This is a genomic window from Ignatzschineria indica, assembly GCF_003121925.1.
Classification (GTDB): domain Bacteria; phylum Pseudomonadota; class Gammaproteobacteria; order Cardiobacteriales; family Wohlfahrtiimonadaceae; genus Ignatzschineria; species Ignatzschineria indica.
Genome location: NZ_QEWR01000008.1, coordinates 53,051 through 74,074, shown reverse-complemented (window position 1 = coordinate 74,074; position 21,024 = coordinate 53,051). Strand labels below are relative to the sequence as shown.

16 protein-coding genes and 1 riboswitch are annotated in these 21,024 nt (G+C 39.9%); of the genes, 4 read left to right on the top strand and 12 right to left on the bottom strand.

Going from position 1 to position 21,024, the window contains the following annotated elements:
* Nucleotides 1-113: 113 nt before the first annotated feature.
* The 4 genes from DC082_RS10165 to DC082_RS10150 all read right to left on the bottom strand — a co-directional run bounded on the left by DC082_RS10165 (nt 114) and on the right by DC082_RS10150 (nt 6,875).
* Nucleotides 114-1,841, bottom strand: a complete 1,728-nt coding sequence (locus tag DC082_RS10165) for a thiamine pyrophosphate-dependent enzyme (RefSeq protein WP_109236873.1) — start codon at nt 1,839-1,841, stop codon at nt 114-116.
* 432 nt (nt 1,842-2,273) lie between these two features.
* Entirely contained in the window at nt 2,274-3,245 is a 972-nt protein-coding gene (locus DC082_RS10160) for a bile acid:sodium symporter family protein (RefSeq protein WP_109236872.1), read from the bottom strand.
* A gap of 266 nt (nt 3,246-3,511) precedes the next feature.
* On the bottom strand, nt 3,512-5,236 hold the full coding sequence (locus tag DC082_RS10155) for a chorismate-binding protein (protein ID WP_109236871.1): 1,725 nt from the start codon (nt 5,234-5,236) through the stop codon (nt 3,512-3,514).
* Between the two features lie 769 nt (nt 5,237-6,005).
* Nucleotides 6,006-6,875 (bottom strand): ABC transporter substrate-binding protein, encoded by an 870-nt coding sequence (locus tag DC082_RS10150; protein ID WP_109236870.1) that lies wholly within the window; start codon nt 6,873-6,875, stop codon nt 6,006-6,008.
* Nucleotides 6,876-7,805: 930 nt separating this feature from the next.
* On the opposite strand from DC082_RS10150, the gene pyrF reads away from it, so the two are divergent.
* The 3 genes from pyrF to DC082_RS10135 are packed head-to-tail and all read left to right on the top strand — an operon-like array spanning nt 7,806 to nt 9,571.
* Nucleotides 7,806-8,516 (top strand): orotidine-5'-phosphate decarboxylase, encoded by a 711-nt coding sequence (pyrF, locus tag DC082_RS10145; protein WP_094568395.1) that lies wholly within the window; start codon nt 7,806-7,808, stop codon nt 8,514-8,516.
* Nucleotides 8,516-9,151, top strand: a complete 636-nt coding sequence (gene pyrE / locus DC082_RS10140; RefSeq protein WP_094568451.1) for an orotate phosphoribosyltransferase — start codon at nt 8,516-8,518, stop codon at nt 9,149-9,151. Before pyrF ends, pyrE begins: the two co-directional genes overlap by 1 nt.
* 21 nt (nt 9,152-9,172) lie before the next feature.
* Nucleotides 9,173-9,571 (top strand): DUF1622 domain-containing protein, encoded by a 399-nt coding sequence (locus DC082_RS10135; RefSeq protein WP_094568396.1) that lies wholly within the window; start codon nt 9,173-9,175, stop codon nt 9,569-9,571.
* A gap of 420 nt (nt 9,572-9,991) precedes the next feature.
* On the opposite strand, the gene DC082_RS10130 is transcribed toward DC082_RS10135, so the two are convergent.
* The 4 genes from DC082_RS10130 to queF all read right to left on the bottom strand — a co-directional run bounded on the left by DC082_RS10130 (nt 9,992) and on the right by queF (nt 15,525).
* Nucleotides 9,992-11,434: a bifunctional 2-methylcitrate dehydratase/aconitate hydratase gene (locus DC082_RS10130; RefSeq protein WP_109236869.1), complete on the bottom strand. Its 1,443-nt coding sequence runs from the start codon at nt 11,432-11,434 to the stop codon at nt 9,992-9,994.
* A gap of 413 nt (nt 11,435-11,847) precedes the next feature.
* Nucleotides 11,848-13,005 (bottom strand): bifunctional 2-methylcitrate synthase/citrate synthase, encoded by a 1,158-nt coding sequence (gene prpC, locus DC082_RS10125; protein WP_094568398.1) that lies wholly within the window; start codon nt 13,003-13,005, stop codon nt 11,848-11,850.
* Nucleotides 13,006-13,125: 120 nt separating this feature from the next.
* A complete protein-coding gene (gene prpB, locus DC082_RS10120; RefSeq protein ID WP_109236868.1) occupies nt 13,126-14,010 on the bottom strand; it encodes a methylisocitrate lyase in 885 nt (294 codons plus the stop codon).
* A 1,044-nt stretch (nt 14,011-15,054) separates the two neighbouring features.
* Entirely contained in the window at nt 15,055-15,525 is a 471-nt protein-coding gene (queF, locus tag DC082_RS10115) for a preQ(1) synthase (protein WP_094568400.1), read from the bottom strand.
* A gap of 3 nt (nt 15,526-15,528) precedes the next feature.
* Nucleotides 15,529-15,573, bottom strand: a riboswitch (PreQ1 riboswitch).
* 236 nt (nt 15,574-15,809) lie between these two features.
* Here queF and DC082_RS10110 point away from each other — a divergent pair.
* Nucleotides 15,810-17,024: an MFS transporter gene (locus tag DC082_RS10110; protein WP_109236867.1), complete on the top strand. Its 1,215-nt coding sequence runs from the start codon at nt 15,810-15,812 to the stop codon at nt 17,022-17,024.
* Between the two features lie 156 nt (nt 17,025-17,180).
* Here DC082_RS10110 and truC read toward each other — a convergent pair whose 3' ends face one another.
* The 4 genes from truC to DC082_RS10090 all read right to left on the bottom strand — a co-directional run bounded on the left by truC (nt 17,181) and on the right by DC082_RS10090 (nt 20,917).
* The gene (truC, locus tag DC082_RS10105) at nt 17,181-17,939 is read right to left on the bottom strand and encodes a tRNA pseudouridine(65) synthase TruC (protein WP_109236866.1); all 759 of its coding nucleotides are present in this window, start codon (nt 17,937-17,939) and stop codon (nt 17,181-17,183) included.
* Nucleotides 17,940-18,031: 92 nt separating this feature from the next.
* Complete coding sequence (gene gspG / locus DC082_RS10100) at nt 18,032-18,472, bottom strand: type II secretion system major pseudopilin GspG (RefSeq protein WP_094568402.1); 441 nt, start codon at nt 18,470-18,472, stop codon at nt 18,032-18,034.
* Nucleotides 18,473-18,495: 23 nt separating this feature from the next.
* Complete coding sequence (gene aroA / locus DC082_RS10095; protein WP_109236865.1) at nt 18,496-19,782, bottom strand: 3-phosphoshikimate 1-carboxyvinyltransferase; 1,287 nt, start codon at nt 19,780-19,782, stop codon at nt 18,496-18,498.
* A 355-nt stretch (nt 19,783-20,137) separates the two neighbouring features.
* Complete coding sequence (locus DC082_RS10090; protein ID WP_109236864.1) at nt 20,138-20,917, bottom strand: transporter substrate-binding domain-containing protein; 780 nt, start codon at nt 20,915-20,917, stop codon at nt 20,138-20,140.
* Between the last annotated feature and the right edge of the window lie 107 nt (nt 20,918-21,024).

Genomic DNA, 21,024 nt, shown 5'->3' with positions numbered 1-21,024 from the left:
TTATAGAATGATAAAAATAGAGCGACCTTCACGGCTCTTACTGAACTGTTAGATCGCTCCTTTCATACCATTTTCTATATCATGATGAATACCGAACAATTAATGCCGAATCACTACTTCTCTAAAAAGTTCTCTTTTAACATCTCAAAAAAGGTGTGCCCTTCTCCACCTAAGATTGCTTTCGCTCCATAAAGCGCCATATTCTCATAGTTAGTAAATTCAGCATGAGGAGGCCAAATAAGCTCTAAGCGCTCAACATGTACATCAAGTAATGCCGGACCTTCATACGCTAGAAACTCTTTCAGTGTTGCCTCTAACTCATGAGAACCTTTCACAAGAAAGCCCTTAATGCCGATCGCTTCTGCTACTTTGGAGAAATCAGGATTTTGCAGATCGGTATAACTATTCACAATTCCCTCAGCTTTCATCTCTAACTCCACAAAATCGAGGGTACCATTATTGAGAACGATCACTTTTAAAGGAATCTTCTCTTGAACTAAGGTTAATAGATCTCCCATTAACATCGCTAATCCACCATCTCCTGAAACAGAGATGACTTGACGATCGGGGTAGGCTTTCTGAATTCCAATCGCTTGTGGCATCGCATTTGCCATTGTTCCATGTTTCATCGAGAGCAATGTGCGGCGTTGACCATTCGTATGGAAATGGCGATTGACCCAAGCCATCGCTGAACCGGTATCGCCGGTAACAATAGCATCTTCATCGGCATACTCACTCAATAACTCTATTAAGTATTGAGGATGGATTAAACCTTCATGATCAGCCACGGCTTTCTTATCAAGTTTCGCCATACATTTTGTATGTAACTGACGATAATGATCTAAAAATGCAGTATCACTCTTACTCTCTAGCGCCGGCAATAGTGCTTTTAAGGTCTCCTTAACATCACCAATCACACCCAGTTTTATGGCATGACGTAAACCTAATCGACTAGGATTGAGATCGACCTGAATAATCTCGGCATTCTTAGGATAAAATTGTGACCAAGCAAAATCAGCCCCTAAAACTAAGAGCGTATCGCAATTTTTAATCATCTCATAACCAGATTGAACTCCTAGCATACCGGTCATACCAACGTTATAAGGATTATTGCCTTCTACAAAATCCTTTGCTCTTGAGGTATGCGCCATCGGGGCTTTTAACTTTTCACAAAGAGCAATAATCTCATCAAATGCTCCGGCACAACCTACGCCGGCAAAAACACCGATCTTCTTACCACTATTGAGAAGCTCTGCAATTGCTTTAATCTCCCCATCTGTTGGTCGAATCACTGGAGCACTCGGTGCTTGTGGTTGTAAAATAGGGGTATCCTCTACCTCAGTAGCACTAATATCGGAAGGGAGGATCACAACAGAAACACCCCGCTTTGCGATCGCTTCTTGGCAAGCGGTCATAATCACACGTTTTGCTTCATGGGGATTTTTAACCTCTTCACAAAAGACAGAGCACCCTTTATAGATCGGCATATAATCTACTTCTTGAGGAAAGTCTGTGCCTAATACATTTGTAGGTAATTGACTGGCAATAAGGACGACCGGCGCACCATTGCGATGACTCTCATAAAGACCATTGATAAAGTGAAGGCTTCCAGGACCACAGGAGCCGGCACAAGCAGTTAAGTTTCCTGTCATATAAGCTTCAGCACCGGCGGCAAAGCCTCCAGCCTCTTCATGACGCATATGAACCCACTCAATATCGGTGTGATAACGCATCGCATCGGTCACATCATTTAACGTATCGCCCACGACACCATAACAACGTTTAACACCCGCTTGCTCAAGTGCTTCTACAACAATTCTTGCAACTTTCTTCTTAGACATAATGACTCCATATAGATCATATTCATATCGAAAATAGGAAATGTGCTACCTGTTCATTGTAATATTTTTATATAAAGCTATAAAGATTTAATTTTATAGAATTTATAGAAGATTAATCACTATTTTTTCTATAGATTTATTAAAAATTGTTTAAATATTCAGTAATTGAAAAGATCTTGGGCGAGAAGGAGGATAATCAACATTACTACACAGATATCTCAAGATAACATTTTAATAAAAAGTGTTTATGTGAATAATAACTGCACAAATAACATTTATATTTAGAATAATAATATTTATGGTGGTGTTCATAAATCAGCAATTATAAGAAACATTAAAAAAACAATAAAAAGAAACAATAAAAAAAGCAGATAACCTTCCAGTTATCTGCCTCTTAAAATTAAAATGATCTATCAATAATAATGATCTATATTAACGTGCTACTTTTACTTCACTCTTCTGTTTTCCCTTTTCATCGGTTCTTGCGGCCCAATAAGTTGCTAAGATAGGGCCTGAAATATTATGCCAAAGGCTAAAGATAGCACTCGGAACTGCAATAACAGGATCGATCGCAAAATGGGTCTTCGCTAATGCTGCACCTAAACCTGAGTTTTGCATACCCACTTCTACGGAAACCGCCTTACTATCGGCATAATTGAGCTTAAAGAGTTTTGCCACCCAAAAACCGAAGAGGAAACCTAATCCATTATGGAGTACCACAACACCAAAAATGAGTAACCCTGACTCAATAATCGACTGTTTACTACCACTCACCACAACGGCAACAATCAGAACAATTGCCGCTACAGAGACAAGTGGTAATACCTCTGTTGCCTGCTCTATTCGCTTTTTAAAGAGCATTCGTAATAGAACGCCAATAGCGATGGGCAGTAGTACCATCTTCAAGACTGACATAAACATGGCTCCCATAGAGATATCGATCCATTGACTCGCTAATAGATAGAAGACTAGAGGCGTTAAGAGTGGCGCTAATAATGTTGAAACGGAGGTACAAGCAACCGAGAGGGCGATATTACCTTTTGCTAAAAAAGTAATGACATTAGAAGCGGTTCCTCCTGGACAAGACCCCACAAGAATAATCCCTACCGCAATCGGTGCCGGTAACATAAAGGCCATCGATAAACCATAAGCAAGAAGTGGCATAATAACAAATTGCGCGACAACACCTAAAATGACCGCTTTAGGATGGCGTAAAATCTCGCCAAAGTCGGAGAGAGTCAGGGTCATCCCCATCCCTAACATCACAATGCCTAACAACCAAGGAACATAAGGTCCAATAAATTTAAAAGTATCGGGGGTAAAAAAGGCTAATCCTGCAAAGAGCAGTACCCAAAAAGCGAATGTCTTCCCCACAAATTGGCTCAAACGAGCTAACGCTTGCATCTAAAATTACTCCTATCTCGATTTAAATTATTCCAAACGCAAATATCCTCTTAAAAGAGATTTAATCGATTATGAGAGCACTTTTCTCTCCTCTATAATGATGATGAATCTCTAAAACCTCCCCTCTTTGTAAGAGAGAGATCCCTATCAATTTAAGTAAATTCAGTGATCTTGGGTAAAAATCACTTAAACTTTAAATATTTGCGAAAATATCGGTGAGAATCCTCACTGCTGCTCAAAAGCAATCTCTAAAGGTAGCATGCTTTTTAAATCGATTGAGAATTTGCTTCTAAAATTGCCATCACAACACTACTGGCCTTATTTTCTGTCTCTTCAACCTCACTCTCAGGATCAGAATCTGCGACAATTCCGGCGCCTGCCTGTACATAGGCGATTCCCTCTTTAACATAAGCTGATCGAATTGTAATTGCACTATCGAAGCGATCTCCCTGCATCAATCCTTCCACATAACCTATAGCTCCGCCATAACTTCCACGCGCCTCCTCTTCAAATTGATAGATTTGACGCATCGCCTCAATCTTAGGAGCTCCGGTTAATGTCCCCATATTCATCACCGCAAGATAAGCATCGATAGATGTTAAGCCCTCTTTAAGTCTTCCGGCAACTCGAGAAACTAAATGCATCACATAGCGATAACGATCTACTTTCAAAAGATCTTTAACATAGATAGACCCCTCTTCTGAAACCTTGCCAAGATCCTCTTTAGCTAAATCGACTAACATCAAATGTTCCGCTAACTCCTTAGGATCACTCTTTAGAAGCTCCTCCATCTGCGAATCAAGCTCCGGATCGATCTCTCCAGAAACTAATCCCCGACGCTTTGTTCCGGCAATAGGATAGAGCTCTAACTCCCGAGTATAAGGGGAGTATTTAAGCGCCGACTCAGGAGATGCGCCGAAGAGGGTAAAATCGCGATCATGTAGATAGAAGAGATAAGGACTTGGATAGGCGCGTTTTAATTGACGATAACTCTTAAAAGGGGAGTGGCATCGGAGAGAGAAACGACGTGATGGTACTACTTGTAATAACTCTCCCGAAGTAGTTTTAGCAATAAAGTGTTCAACAATCTTTTTAAAGGTGCCACGATCAGGCGTAACAACACCATTTTGAGCACTAACAATCGGTTCTTGGATCTCTGAATGATGAGCCGATTCATCTCGATCAGAAGTAGCCTGTGGATAACTTTGTGAATAAGTTTCAGGATAACGTCCACTTATCTCCTCTTCTAACCTCTTTCCTGATCCATTTTCTTCGATCTTTTCAGTAATCCCCAGCTCTCCTATGGATAACTCTGGGGATATTGTGGGGAAATCAGCTCTTTCTCCTGCCAGTTTTTCAATCAGATCACTATAATGAGCGGCCTTTTGATTAAAAGAGCGATAGATCTCTAAACGATCTCGCTTATCGCTCTCTAGATAGAGATGTTCATAGATTACTTGATTCTCTTTGTGATCGATCTGAATGAGCTCTTCTGCTAAAAAGAGACAGAGATCGAGATCTCGCCCCTTCTCCGGCACGGGAATCTGGTAATACTCACCGACAAGATCATATCCAAACAACCCCCCAATGAAAGGGGAGAATTGCGGATTTTTCAGAGCCAACAGAGGATCTAATACAGTTAATACTCCACGCGTATATTGGTCACAAGGGAAAGAGAGCTTTATAGAGCGAGCCGCGACCTCTATAACCGCAGAGGGGAAGCTTCTCTCTAAATCTCTAAGTAGATGCTCGCCTAAAGGTGTCAATGCCTCAACCGTTACTTGCTCTTTTAATGCCGTGATCCGAAGTGCCACCTTTGTGATCATCATACTCTTTAAAGCACTCTGATTATCGGTACGAGCCGATTCAAAGAGCATTCCTAATGAGGATTGCCCCTTTTTCATCACTCCTTCAAAGAGGTCAAAAGGTTCAAAGTGGGAAGGGATCTCTCGACTTAAGGTAAAAATTTCTGCTACAACAGGGGCTTCCATAAGGTCTCCTATAATTTAACTATCGCTTTATCGGCTTAAAGGCACTCGAACTAAAAAGTGATCTTTCTGATTCTATTTATAAGTTTGTACTTTGAGGCCTAACAAATCTGATGAGCGCAATATGGAGCATAAAAAAAGACCCGCATATTGCGGGCCTCTTCTCTCAACACTCTTTTTTAACGTCATAAAAAAGTGCTTACCCGCTACAATGCGCGTAACCACCAACGACGGAAAAAACGAATAGTGTGTGTCGAGTGAATCATCTGTTATTAAATCCCTATCTCTATTTATAAGGTGACTTCTCTTTCTAGAGGTCAATCAAGTACCCATCTAATATCAGGTTCACATTAAATTCATAATGATTTCATCGTTTGATCTCATATTTAAATCTCTACTATCGAAAATCCAAATTTAACAACCGCTTTAACAACCGCTTTAACAACCGATAATTAAGAAACTACAATTAAGAGAATTAAAAAAGACCCTGATTTAATCGAGATACTTAGGATATAATTTGCATGTTTTTTGGAGGAAGTCAACAAATTTTATCTCGATCAATCAGGGCCAAGAGCAGAAACTTTGATTCAAAAGTAGAAATTAAAGTTTAAAAGAACAACAAAACAACTGCTAGAAAGGAGTATCCCTAGGGATACAAAGAAATGGTGAAAATTAAAAATTACCAGTGAAGATTTAAAATAACGCTTTTCCAGATCTCGATATCGATGCCCAGCTTCAAGTCTTAGTATCGATAATAGGTTCCTATTAAGAGCTACTGATTCGACGCCTGCTTCAGTGCCGCTTCAATCTCCTGCGCCTCCTTGACAATGGAGATTAATCCATTACCAGAGAGATACCAAAGCGTTGGATCTAAATAGACTATCTTCACCTCTTTATCGAGCACTTCATTGAGGGGGGTTATTAGGGATTTTTCCACCTGTTCTTGATCCATCGGTGTGCTACCAATTGCAGCACTGCGATCAATCACAAAGATTAAATCTGGCGCAACTGATGTCAGATAGGGTAAGTCTGCGGCTTGACGCCCCTCTTTAGGCATCTTTTCTGCATTTTTTACCCCCAGAACATTGTGGATAAACTTCGCACTACCACTTGTTGGTGTTGCCATCAATTTTCCATCATTGTGGATCACAACAAGCGCTCTTTGATCACTCTTTGCGATCTTAGCCTGAATCTGTGCGATCTCATCAGTAAGTGCTACCAGCGCTTCTTCCGCTGCTTGCTCTCTATTCGCTAATTGAGCTAACTGCTTAATATTTTTAGAAGCTGACTCAAGATAATGATCAGAATCAACCGTAAAGTTTAATACCGGCGCATACTCATTTAAGACCTCAATCTGATTTCCTAAACGGGGAGAGATCACAATAAAATCGATCTCCATCTCCTCAAGCTTCGTTAGATCAGGATTTTTCATCCCACCACTATCTTCTGCATGACTCCAATCTAATGATTGAAGATAGGTCGGTAAATTCCCTTTAGGAAGTGCAACAATCAGATCTGTGGCATCTAGTGCTTGTAACGTATCAACCGCACCAAAATCCATCACAACTGCTTTTGGGCTAGCCATCGCAACTGCTAATGAGAGGGAGAGAGATAAGAGGCTCTTTTTTAAAAAAAGTTTCATAATAATTCCTAAATCACAGACCTAAATCGTCAATCAGATTGCACAAAGCAATGGTGAATAAAGTAGAAGATAAAATATAGAGTAAAATTTAAAAATGAATCTCAATTGATTCTCTATCTCTTTTGAGAACAGTACCTATTGAGAATGATTCTTATTATTAATGCTTTTATTCGCTTTGTCTATAGCAATCATCAAATATTTTTACTAAGTGCTCTATAGAAAAGTGTAATCTCATTGATTTATCAGAGTTTAAGTCATTTTATTACCACAATTATGAGTGATTTAAGTGGCAATTAATTATCGATCACACTCTATCTCAGCTATTCTTAGAAAGAATTTCAGCTAAAAAGTCCTGACAACTTCTCTAAAATAGACAATTAAAAAGCAGCCCCTTTTGATGTAACAGAAAAATTTATAACGGATATATCCCTAAATTATTTCATTCATAAATAGATCTTATCCACATTTTTACCCACAGCTATCCACAAAGTTATCCACAAGGTCTATCTTAAAGAGGAATTTGCTCTGCCATCAAAGATACCACCTACGGACATGCCGGTATGATAAGGATGTAATAGTGAGTTCCCACAGCTCCGATAATGATCTTAGAGCGCTTCTTATATCTAAATTCCATTGAAAAGAGAGCGATCAATAGTAGAAGGGGAATCTAACAGGTGAAAAATAAATTATATATAAAACAGTAAGATAGAAATTTTAAAAAGCTCTTTCTTTTCAAGTGCTACTTCTAGTGTTAGAATATTGCCAATTTTATGTAGACGAAAATGTCAAAACATCTATAGAGATAGTAAGCAATAAGGAGAGTAGATTATGCAAGTGAATAGCATCACCATCTATCGTTCTCCTTATCTGTTTTAAATAGCCGACAATAGTCGGTTTTTTTTTGGAAAAAAGAAAGAAGATAAATCGATAATGACAAAACCTATAATTGCACTAGATTTTCCAAATTACCTTGAGACAAAGGCTTTTTTGGAGATGATGCCAAAAGAAGAAGAGCTCTATATAAAGATCGGAATGGAACTCTTCTACAATGAAGGGCCGATGTTAGTAGAAACACTCAAAGCGCGTGGTTATGAGGTCTTTTTAGATCTAAAACTATACGATATCCCCAATACCGTTAAGAGCGCAATGATCGGCCTTGCAAAGATGGGCGTTGATATGGTCAATGTTCACGCTGCGGGTGGTAAACGCATGATGGAAGAAGCACTTGAAGGATTAGAGATTGGAAGTGGTAATGCAAAGCGCCCACGCCTTATTGCTGTGACTCAATTGACTAGTATGAGCGAGATCGAAATGCAACGAGAGCAGAATATCCAAACGAGCCTACTCGAATCGGTCATCCATTATAGTAAAATTACAAATAACTCTGGTCTCGATGGCGTTGTCTGTTCGGCATTAGAGGCGAAGATGGTTAAAGAGAATACCCGTGAAAGCTTCCTCTGTGTTACGCCAGGAATTCGTCTCGCATCAGATGCTGCTGATGATCAACGCAGAATTATGACCCCATTTGAAGCGAAGAAAAATGGTGCAAGTTATATCGTTGTCGGTCGCTCAATCACGCAAGCTAAAGATCCTCTTAAAGCTTATTACACTGTTAAAGAAGAATGGAATAGAACGCTATGATGAAAACAAATGTTGCACATGATGTCGCTGAAGCACTTCTCTCAATTGATGCTGTTTCACTCTCTCCACAAAAACCATTTACCTGGGCTTCAGGTTTAAAATCACCCATCTATTGTGATAATCGCTTAATTGTTAGTTATCCCGCCGTTCGTAAATTTATCTCAAAAAATCTCATTGAATTGATTCGAGAAAAATTTCCCGAAGCAGAGGTCGTTGCCGGCACGGCTACCGCCGGTATTCCACACGCTTCTTGGGTGAGCGCAGTATTAGAAAAACCGATGGTCTATGTTCGTAGTTCACCCAAAAAACATGGTCGCGGTAATATGATTGAGGGAATTATCAAACCAGGGCAGAAAGTGGTTATTGTTGAAGATCTCATCTCCACAGGTGGAAGCTCCATCACTTGTGCTCATGCACTTCGAGAGGCTGGCGCGGATGTATTAGGGGTTGCGGCAATCTTCTCGTACGAGTTACCTATTGCAGATGAAAACTTTAAACGTGAAAACCTGCGCCATGCAACGCTCAGTAACTACCCGGCATTAGTCGAAACAGCCCTTGCTAAAAATATTATTAATGAAGAGGAACGCCTTGCTCTGACTGAATGGAATAAAGATCCTAGCAGTTGGGGTAAATAGTCATCTTTATGGAGTAACTTTATGACGTTTCACTCTCTTGAATGGGCTGTTGAGCTCTTAGTCGATATCCTCAATGGATTCTCTATTCTTGTACTATTGATTGGTGTTATTAAAGCTGCTTTCGGCTTTATTAGAAATGAGTGTTCAAGGGAAGATCGATTTGCGATTGCCCAGAAAAATAATGGGATTAAGGTCTATCTCGGATCCTATATCCTCCTAAGCCTCGAAATTCTAATCGCCTCCGATATTATTGAGACAATTATGAATCCTTCGATCGATGATATGTTAATCCTCGGCGGCATTGTGGTCATTCGAACAGCAATCTCCTACTTCTTAGGCAAAGAGATCGAAGCAGGTAATGCGGAAAGAGAGGAAGCTGCACATCAGAAAAAAGAGGAGAGAGCAGAGAGAGAATCATAAAATCTCCCAACTCAAGCTCTATCGATTGATCTACTTAACGATCATGACAATACCTTAAGGTTAAAGATCTTAAGGTATTTTTTTGCAAAAAAAGAGATAAGATCAATCGATGAGTCAATCATTAAAAAGTAATAAAAAAAGCTCGGCAAGCCGAGCAAAGATCTTCATATTGAAGGAGAAATGATCACAGAGTGATCTATTTTCAAGAAGTAATCTACTATTAAAATTTCCCTCTAGAGATCTCTCTTTAGGGAGTTTTAAAGTAGATCACACCTGAAACTTGTAAGAAGGAGAGATTCATTCTCTCCCTCCTTATTTTTAATAACCTCTAATAATCTCTAATAACTATCAATGACCATCAATATCAATGATAGTTACTCCTCATAACTGAAAATAGAGCGAGATGAGATGAGATGATATTTAGATCACATAGAGATCAACATATTCATTAACCGGCATCTCCCAGAGTGCATCACGATCTAAGGAGATCTCTAAAATTGCTTTTTGCTGTTTTGCAGGGAATCTACGCGCTAAATTACGCTTAAACTTCTCAACAAGAACCGGCATTCCCTCTTCACGACGACGCGCATGGCCGATCGGATACTCCACAACAACTTCATCAAGTTTTGTGCCATCTTTTAACGTGATCGTTAAACCATTTGCGATTGAGCGCTTATCTGGATCGAAGTAATCTTTTGTAAATTGAGGATCTTCCTGACAGATGATTCGATCTCTCAAAGCGTCAATACGAGGATCTTTAGCAATATCATCCTCATAGTCACTTGCTGTCAAACGACCAAAGATTAAGGGGACAGCGACCATATATTGAATACAGTGATCTCGATCTGCCGGATTATTAAGTGGCCCTTTCTTATCAATAATTCTAATACATGCTTCATGCGTTCGAATATCGATACGCTCAATATCATCTGAACTCTTTCCTAAGTCATCGAGACGTTTCTTGAGCGTCATTGCCGCTTCAACAGCCGTTTGGGAGTGGAATTCAGCAGGATAAGAGATCTTAAAGAGAACATTTTCCATCACATAAGTGCCATAATCGCGCTGAAATTGGAAAGGCTTCCCTTCAAATAAGACATCATAAAAGCCCCATACTTTTGCCGTTAATGCAGTGGGATACCCCATCTCCCCTTTCTGCGCCATTAAATTGAGACGTACAGCTCTAGAGGTCGCATCTCCAGCCGCCCACGATTTACGTGAGCCAGTATTAGGAGCATGGCGATAGGTTCGCAGTGATTGACCATCAACAAAAGCCAGTGATAGAGCATTGAGAGCTTCCTCTTCACTTAAGCCTAACAACTCTGAAATAACAGCTGTTGAGGCAACTTTTACCAAAATAACGTGATCTAATCCCACTCGATTGAAGGCATTTTCAAGCGCAATACATCCTTGAATTTCATGAGCCTTGATCATCGCTTTTAGAACCGCTTTCATCGTTAATGGCTTCTTACCTGAAGCAACTGCCACACGAGAGAGCCAATCTGCAACGGCTAAAATTCCACCAAGATTATCAGAAGGGTGTCCCCACTCTGCGGCAAGCCATGTATCATTAAAATCTAACCAACGAACCATTGCGCCAATATCGAAAGCGGCTTGAACAGGATCTAACTGAAACTGTGTTCCAGGAACTTTTGCACCATGCGGAACCACCGTACCGGGAACAATTGGTCCTAAAAGCTTAGTGCATTCAGGATAATCGAGTGCTTCAAGCCCACAGCCTAAAGTATCAATTAGACAATATTGCGCAATCTGATAAGCCAAATCTGACTTAATCTCATAGTTACGAACATAATCGACAATATCGACCAATACCTGATCAAACTTAACTTCTCTCTCTTTAGACATAGATATATCTCCTATTTTTAGATGATTAATAATTAAATGATTAATAATTAAATGACTAATAATTAAATGAACTTAACGAACAGTTTATAAATAATGAATAGGTAATCGGTGGGGTATTAGTGGTAATTCAATAGATGGCTTATGGGCTACTTATCTACTTATAAGGGACTTATCAATCATTAAAATGATCCACAATATATCTGGGTCATTGTAGAGATTGATAAATGATGATCGGATTAAATCCATTACTCCGATCTAAAAGATTCGAAATAGAGATAAGGTCTTAGAGAAAGAGTATGGAGCATTGCTGTAATCATAGGTATCTCTCTACCCCCGCATGAGTACACCTATGGGTATGAATCATACAAGACATCACTCCATACTCTTTTATCAATGAACCGCCTATTTCAAATCTACTCTCTCTCTGAAATGGGGATAAATTGGAGCTCTTCAGGGCCGGTATATTGAGCCCCTGGGCGAATAATCTTATTATCTTTTCGTTGCTCTAAAATATGTGCTGCCCATCCTGCCGACCGGGAGATTACAAAAAGAGGGGTAAACATCGCCGTTGGAACCCCCATCATGTGGTAAGAGACCGCTGAGAACCAATCGAGATTGGGGAACATATTTTTATGATTTTGCATCACATCTTCGATACGATCAGCAATATCGTACATGCGCATTGTTCCCGCTTCTTGAGAGAGATCGTAGGAGATCCTTTTAATGACCTCATGACGTGGATCGGCAACCGTATAGACAGGATGACCAAAACCAATGACAATCTCACGATTGGCTAAACGCTCAAGAATATCAGCTTCCGCTTCATCGGGAGAATCATAGCGCTGCTGAATATCGAATGCGACCTCATTTGCACCACCATGCTTAGGACCTCTCAAGGCACCAATAGCACCTGTGATGGCAGAATAGATATCGGAGTTTGTTCCGGCAATTACCCTTGCGGTAAAGGTTGATGCATTAAATTCATGTTCTGCATAGAGAATAAGCGAAGCATGCATCGCTTTAACCCACGATTTTTTAGGGCGCTTGCCATGGAGTAGATGTAGGAAGTAACCGCCGATAGAATCCTCTTTACTCTCTAGCTCAATACGGACACCATTATGGCTATAGTGATACCAATAGAGCAGCATTGAGCTCAGTGAAGCGATCAAGCGATCGGCGATATCTTTTGCACCTGCGGTATTGTGATCATCCTTTTCAGGAGAGATACAACCTAATAGGGAGACGCCAGTTCGTAAAACATCCATCGGATGAACTGACATCGGTAGGGTCTCTAATGCTTTACGCATAGAGACAGGGAGTCCTCTTAATGCTTGCAGTTTCTCTTTATAGAGGCGCAACTCGCTCTCATTGGGAAGCTTCCCATGAATTAAGAGATGGGCAACCTCTTCAAACTCACAATTCTCAGCAAGATCGAGAATATTGTACCCTCGATAATGGAGCTCATTACCATTTCGACCAACGGTACAGAGTTCAGTGGTTCCAGCAATAGTGCCGGAAAGAGCAACAGATTTTTTTGGGCGAAAAGTGCCGGACGCATTCTGAGTCGTCATTTTTTTCCTCCTAGGAATTCTCTTTATATAGGTGATTAATTTTTACAGTGCTACAGCTCTACCGTGTAATTCACAGATCGGTAGATTTATTATTGTTTTTTACTGTTTTCTCTGTTTTTACTACTTTTTTGATGCAAAGAGCTGATCGAGCTGCTTTTCATAATCGTAGTAACGAATACTCTGGTAGAGTTCGTCACGTGTCTGCATCATAGGGAGGAGACTCTTTTGAGTTCCTTCTTTGCGAATGGTGTTATACACTGTTTCTGCCGCCTTATTCATCGCTCGGAAAGCTGATAGTGGGTAGAGCGCAATAGCTATGCCAACACTTCTGAGCTCATCGAGCGTAAATAGGGGCGTTTGACCAAATTCAGTAATGTTCGCAAGAACCGGAACATTAACCTTTGATGTAAAATCGCGATAAGTGGGTAATTCTGTTACCGCTTCTGGGAAGAGCGCATCAGCACCGGCTTCAATATAAGCGGCGGCTCGCTCTAAAGAGGCTTCTAACCCTTCTACAGCAAGCGCATCGGTACGCGCAATAATCATAAAATTGGGATCAGTCTTCGCATCAACGGCTGCTTTTATACGATCAACCATCTCCTCTTTAGAGACAATCTCCTTATTAGGACGATGACCACAACGTTTTGCACCCACCTGATCTTCAATATGTAATCCAGCAGCACCCGCCTTAATAAAAGACTTCACGGTACGCGCCACATTGAAGGCTGAGGTTCCAAATCCGATATCAGCATCTGCAATTAAGGGAAGATCGGTGACATTGGTAATACGATCAATATCGATCAACACATCTTGCAACGTCGTAATTCCAAGATCAGGTATACCCAATGATCCTGCCGCTACACCACCCCCTGAAAGATAGATCGATTTAAAACCTGCTCTTTCAGCTAACAAGGCGTGGTTGGCATTGATCACCCCCATTAATTGAAGGGGAGACTCCTCTTTTAATGCTTCGCGAAATCTCTCTCCTGCTGTTTTCATGCTCATTACAACTCTCCTTTGGTTTCTTCTACATCATGGTTAAAATTAAGATCCTTTCTTGTAGTTAATCGCTCTCTAGAGCGATCTTAATCCTCTATTAAATCTTCCAGCAACAGGGTATCTACAGCAATATCTGTTACATCTTCATTTGTCAGAGTGAGGAGTGCTATCACCAGTGTCAATTGAGAGTCGTGAATCATAATTGATGATTAGAAAGAGTAGTTGAGAGCAGATTAAATTATATTTATATATATATTTTACATATGCTTTATATAAATTATCGCTTTCAAAGAGGCCATTCTCTACTAGAAAATAGCCCACACTTCTTATTCCAACTCTATTGAAATATCCTTAAATAGATTCTGATTTTATTCTCAAAATAATAAAATATTGATCATTTTCGATTATTTTCGATTATTTTCGATTAACTCTGATTAATTCTGATTAATTTCTTAAGCTTCCTTCTGGTAAAGGAATCTCTTCAATCAATCACTCCTTTGCTCTTTTTTTATTTCCATATCCTTAAATACAACATAGCAAAGCGGAATAGCGTTTCCCAAATTATAAAATCACTTTTTGCGCTTTTTTTACTCTAAAAAAACAAAAAAATCTCTCAAAATAGCCATTAATAGCCTTTTTTGAGAGATCTGTTTTTTTATATATTTTTTTACAACAAAGGGAAACTTTTTACAAAAAGTTTGCAATATGATCAATTAATAGACAAATCGATTGATTTATTATTAAAAGATGATCTAAGAAAAAGAGCTTTCTATCTTATCTCTTTTATGCGTATCGGGTAACGCTTCATCCCTCTTCTCTTTTTCACCGAAATTCATTTTTAAATAGCGTTAAAATTGAGTTAAATAATCGGCAATAACAGGATTAGATGAAAGATTAATTCAATAATCTTTTTATTTAATCAATATTAAAAAAGTATCGAAATAGGGAGAAAAGCAACTTTCAATCAACTTTCAATCGACTTCTCATCAATTTTAGTGTTTTTTTAGTTAACCTTTAGAGCATCTTTAACAAGATGACTCAGATAACTCTTTAAAATTGAAAATTTGCTAAGCGCTGAGTGGCGACCGCTTCCCATTGAGTTCCTGCTTTTCCATAATTAGCATATGGATGGATCGAGATTCCACCTCGAGGCGTAAATTCCCCGCGTACCTCAATATAGAGAGGATCCATCAATTTAATAAGATCATCCATAATAATATTGACGCAATCTTCATGAAATGAGCCATGATTTCTAAAACTAAAGAGGTAGAGTTTTAGTGATTTGCTCTCCACCATCTCAATTGTTGGGACATAAGAGATATAGATTGTCGCGAAATCGGGTTGATTTGTCATCGGACAGAGCGTTGTAAATTCAGGACAATGAAAATTGACAAAGTACTCTCTATCGGGATGCGCATTTTTAAATGTCTCTAAAATTTGGGGCGTATATTCAGTAGGATAGATCGTTGCTTGATTACCTAATAGGGTTAAATTTTCTAATTGCTCTTTCTTATTACTCATTATTCATTCCTAGTTTTTTCATGTGGGATGGTTGCGAACCACAGTTAATTTGAAGGGCAATAATAACATTGTGACTCTAAAAGAGAAATTATTTGAATGATAAGGGGGAAAATCAAAGGCTTTTCCCTCACTGATCAATTAAGCGCAGATCTATTGACGCGCCCTTCTCATAATTCAACTAACCTTCTGCAAAAATGGCGGCTTTTTTATCAGTTCAAGTAAGATCTTGCTATAATATTTTCCGTTTTAATCTCCCCCTCCTACTCATTCAGAAAGGATCTTTTATGCAACAGCAGACACAGGTGCCGATTATCAAAAAAGGTGATCGAAAGACATTACTCGCCTCCACATTAGGCTATGCTATGGATGGCCTTGATATTATGATTCTCGCCTTTGCGATGATTCTTATTAAAGCAGAATTTGGATTAACAGATGCTGAAGGTGGCATGATTCAGACCATCACCTTAATAGGAACGGTCATCGGTGGTATCTTCTTTGGAATGCTGGCAGATAAGTTTGGTCGCGTTCGTGTCTTTAACTGGACGATTCTCCTCTTCTCGATCTTTACCGGGCTTGCGGCAATCTCAACAAGCGCTGAGATGTTTACCATCTTCCGCTTTATCGCCGGTTTAGGTTTAGGGGGAGAGTTTGGTATCGGCATGACATTGGTAGCAGAAACATGGCCGGCACATAAGCGTTCGCGCGCAACTGCGGTAGTCGCGATCGGCTTCCAGGTAGGAATCGTCTTAGCGGCATTAGTAAGCCTCCTCTCACCCTATATCGGTTGGCATGGAATGTTCCTTATTGGCGCACTCCCGGCACTTTTAGTCTGGTGGACTCGTCGAAATCTTAGTGAGCCAGAGATCTGGTTACAAGTAAAACGGGAAAATCGGAATAAGATATCGATCAAGCCACTATTTAAAGATTCGCGCACAACATTGACCACCATTGGGCTCATTATTGCCACCAGTGTCCAAAACTTTGGTTTTCACGGCATTATGATCTGGATGCCGATGATGCTTGCTAAAGAGCATAACTTTACGCTCTCTGGGACCTTCTTCTGGACCATTATTACAACCATTGGGATGGTTATCGGAACACTCACTTTTGGCGCAACTTCAGATAAAATAGGGCGCCGTCCAACCTATATCTTCTTTCTTTTAGTGAGTGCTGCTTTTGTCTGGATCTATTTCCAACAATCAAACTACTACGTCTTAATGTTCTTAGGGGCAATTTTAGGATTCTTCGTCAATGGCATGATGGGAGGTTACGGTGCGCTGCTTTCTGAACATTATCCAACGGAAGCGCGCTCTTCTGCGCAAAATATTATCTTCAATTTAGGGCGAGGAATCGCGGGATTTGCACCTGTTATTATCGGAACATTAGCGATGAAACATGATATTAGCTACGCTTTAAGCCTTATCTCCGGTGTCTACCTCCTCTCTGCGCTCTCCTTTATCTTCTTAATTCCCGAGACAAAGGGAAAAATTCTCGATTAGAGCTCTCTTTTACGATCACCATCAATAAAAGATCTATCATTGAATAGATCTTTTTTTTATTTTCACCAAGCCCGATCCATAAAAAGGGTGTTAGAGCCACGAAAGACAACTACCGCGCTCACTCTTACCTCAAAAGATGATATCAAAAGATGATTCTTAAGAATTATGGAGCCCTATTGAGGTAATGATAGAGGGATTCCATCCCAACCTTGTCAACAGAGTTATCCACAAGTTATCCAAAGGAGCTGTAATCGTTAAAGGTTCTCCACTTTTAGGATGCACTAAAGTGATACGATAAGCGTGTAATAGTAATCGCTCAACATCATAATGCTCTCTAAAGAGCCTATTATGCCGTAAGTCACCATATGTACTATCCCCAATAATAGGATGGGAGAAGTGATTCATATGGCGGCGAAGTTGATGTTTTCTTCCCGTTTCAGGTGATAAAGAGAGAAGCGTATAACGAGATGTTGGGTATTTCCCTGTGGATAACGGTATCTCACATTGAGCTAAAGGATGGTAGAAAGTAATCGCCTCTTGATCAGCTATCTCTCCCCGATCTCGATCGGCAATCTTATCGCGGATAAAGGAGAGCGGGGAATCAATCACCCCTTCATTCTCAACATATCCTCTCACTAAGGCGAGATACTCTTTTTTTAACGAATGTGCCATAAATTGCGCCCCTAAAGCGCGAGCACTCGCTTGATCTAAAGCAAAACAGAGTACGCCCGATGTCGGTCGATCTAAACGGTGTACAGGATAGAGATAGGCACCTACTTGATCTCGCAATCGTTGTAGAACAATCTCCGTTACTTTAGGATCGAGAGGAGAGCGATGAACAAACCAACCACTAGGCTTATCGATAGCGATCAAAGTATCATCCTGATAGAGAATCTTTAAAGGCTTTACGGGCATATCAACCGCCGATATCTCCTTTAGGGGATCGCTCAGCCTCTCATTACTCCGATTTTGATGATCTAATAGCGAGGACGCTTTTAGATTGCTTATCACGACTCTATCCCCTCACCTCGATGTTGAGTAATATCACGATTAAGACCTTTTCCGCCCCGTTTTTTATCCGCACCAAAAGTCATAATTTGATAATTTTGCTCCGATGCCTCGTAGAGATAGGGCACGCCCCAAGGATCAATTAAGATCTCTTCTCGAATATAGGGGCCATTCCATGCCTGATCATCAGACGTTTCTAACAAAACAGTAAGGCCTTCTTCCGTTGTTGGGTAACGATTGAGATCATCCCGAAAAATCGCTAATGCCCCCTCTATAGAGCGTAAATTCTGCTTCACTTTAACCCGTTTTGACTCATCATTGATCCCTAAAATATTTTGAGAAAACATTGTGATCAAAATAGCACCAATAACCGTTAAGATCATCAATTCTACTAGTGAAAAACCCTGCTTATAGACAGTTTTAAATGTATGTTTAAACATCGAAGATGACCCCACTAAAATCTCTATTTTGTAACTTTCGCAAAGAGCTCAAAATAGGTTGGGAAGGTCTTATCGACACATTGAGGATCTAAGATCGTAATAGGGGCTTTAAGTGAGAGAAGGGAGAAACACATCGCCATCCGATGATCATCATAAGTCTCAATTTCGACATCGGGAGAAATCTCTTCTTGGGGATAGATCACCAAATAATCTTCCCCCTCTTCCACCTTCACACCCACTTTACTCAATTCTGTCGCCATTGCGGCAATTCGATCGGTCTCTTTCACGCGCCAGCTTCCAATGTTGCGTAATATGGTCTTTCCCTTGGCAAAAACAGCCAAAATTGCCAATGTCATCGCCGCATCAGGGATGTGGTTACAATCGAGATCAATTCCTCTTAAAACGCCATTTTGAGGCTTAGAGACATAGATCTCATTTTCCCCCCACTCAACCTCTGCACCCATCTCTATTAAAGCATCAACAAAGCGGATATCTCCTTGAATAGAGGAGGTTCCTACCCCTTTCACTGTTAAAGGCCCTGCTAATGCCCCTAAAGCTAAAAAGTAAGAGGCACTAGAAGCATCACCCTCCACAAAAAAAGTGCCCGGAGTGGTAAATTTAGTATCTGCAGGAATAGTGAAGGACTCAAAATCGTGATGGGAAATTTCAATACCAAATTGGCGCAAAAGCGTTAAGGTGATCTCTATGTAAGGCTTAGAGATTAAAACGCCTTCAATATCGATTGTGATCTCTTTTTGTAAGAGCGGTAGTGCGATAAGAAGAGCTGTTAAGTATTGGCTCGAAACATCCCCTTTAATGGAGACTCGATCAACCTTAAAATCCCCCTTACCGATCTTTAGGGGCGGATATCCTTCATTTTGAAGATACTCGATCTGACATCCCAAGGTTCTTAAAGCATCTACTAGATCTTTGATCGGTCGCTCATGCATACGGGGTATTCCCGTTAATTGATACTCTCCCTGATTGAGAGCAACCGCTGCAGTCAAGGAGCGAAATGCAGTCCCGGCATTCCCCAAAAAGAGTGAGGCGTTCTTGTTGGGAAATCCATGAGAAGATCCCGTAACCTCAAAAATACGGGCTGTAGGATCTTTTTCAATAATTTTTATCCCTAAAGTATTTAGAGCTTCCAACATTCGCTCTGTATCATCACTCTGTAGCAGATTGATGATGGTTGTAACGCCTTCTGTGATCGCGGCTAAAAGTAAAATTCGATTTGAAATACTTTTAGAACCAGGAATGGTAACAGAACCTGATGCTGAGCCAATTTTAGGTAAATTTAGTTTCATCATTGTAGCTAAATCCAATTACAGAAGAGGTATCAAAGTATTGATCGATCCCTATCAAATAGTTCTATTTTTCAGTTAGTTGCAACAATTTGTCGCAATTTCTGCATAAATTACAAATTTATTGATAGACATTGTAAGGCGTGTAGACAATTTTTAGGCTAACCCTTGTTTATGCCCTCATTTATCCACTAGATCAATGATCTTACCACATCATAACGATTCTATACTCGCTATTCTTAATTGACTCTAAAGCTCCTCAAAAAAAGAGTTAGTTTTAGCTAACTCTCTTCAGTTTCAAAATATTAATAACCACTCAATCTTCAATTTAAGTGTTTTAAGCCTTTCTTAAAGCATTATTTTACTCTTTTTCAGGCTCTTTCCCATAAACATCGTAATCAAAGTATTTTGCTTCAACTTCTTGATAAGAACCATCTTCACGAGATGCTTGAATCGCCTGATTGAATCGATCTAAAAGTGCAGTATCTGATTTACGAAGACCGACCCCTACACCTTCTCCTAACCACTCCTCATCAAAGAAAGCAGGTCCGATAAACTCAATTTTACCGGCATAATCTTCTTTGAGATAGCCAATATCGAGTGGAACAACATCCGCAAAAACAAGATCGATACGACCTGTTTCAAGATCCATCATCGCTTCATCTAAACTGCGATAACTACGAACGTCTGCAGATCGACGATATTTGTCATTCATATAGATCTCATGGATCGTTCCACTTTGAACACCAATCTTCTTACCTTTTAAACCTTCATCCGTAATATCGATACTTTTGCCAACAGGAATGACAAATCTTGCTGGTGTTTGATAATACTTATTGCTGAAGTTAATCGCTTTTTTACGAGTATCTGTGATCGACATTGAGGCCAAAATTGCATCAATACGTTTTGTGTTTAAAGAGGGGATTAGTGCATCAAAATCAACTTGTACAATTTCACATTTCTGTTCCATCTTTTCGCAAAATAATTTTGCTAGATCAGGTTCAAAGCCTTCAATCGTCTGATTTTCAGAGATGTAGCTGAAAGGAGGATAAGAACCTTCAATACCGATTTTAATCACATCTTGAGCCATCACTTGTGTGGCGAATAGTAGCGAACTACCAATAATTAATTTTTTTAACATAGCAAACCTCTAGAGAATGATCGTTCTATAACTCTTGTCTATAATTATTATATTCATCCCTTTAACTAATAAAAGATAATGATGAGTAGACAGAGTTATCCACAATT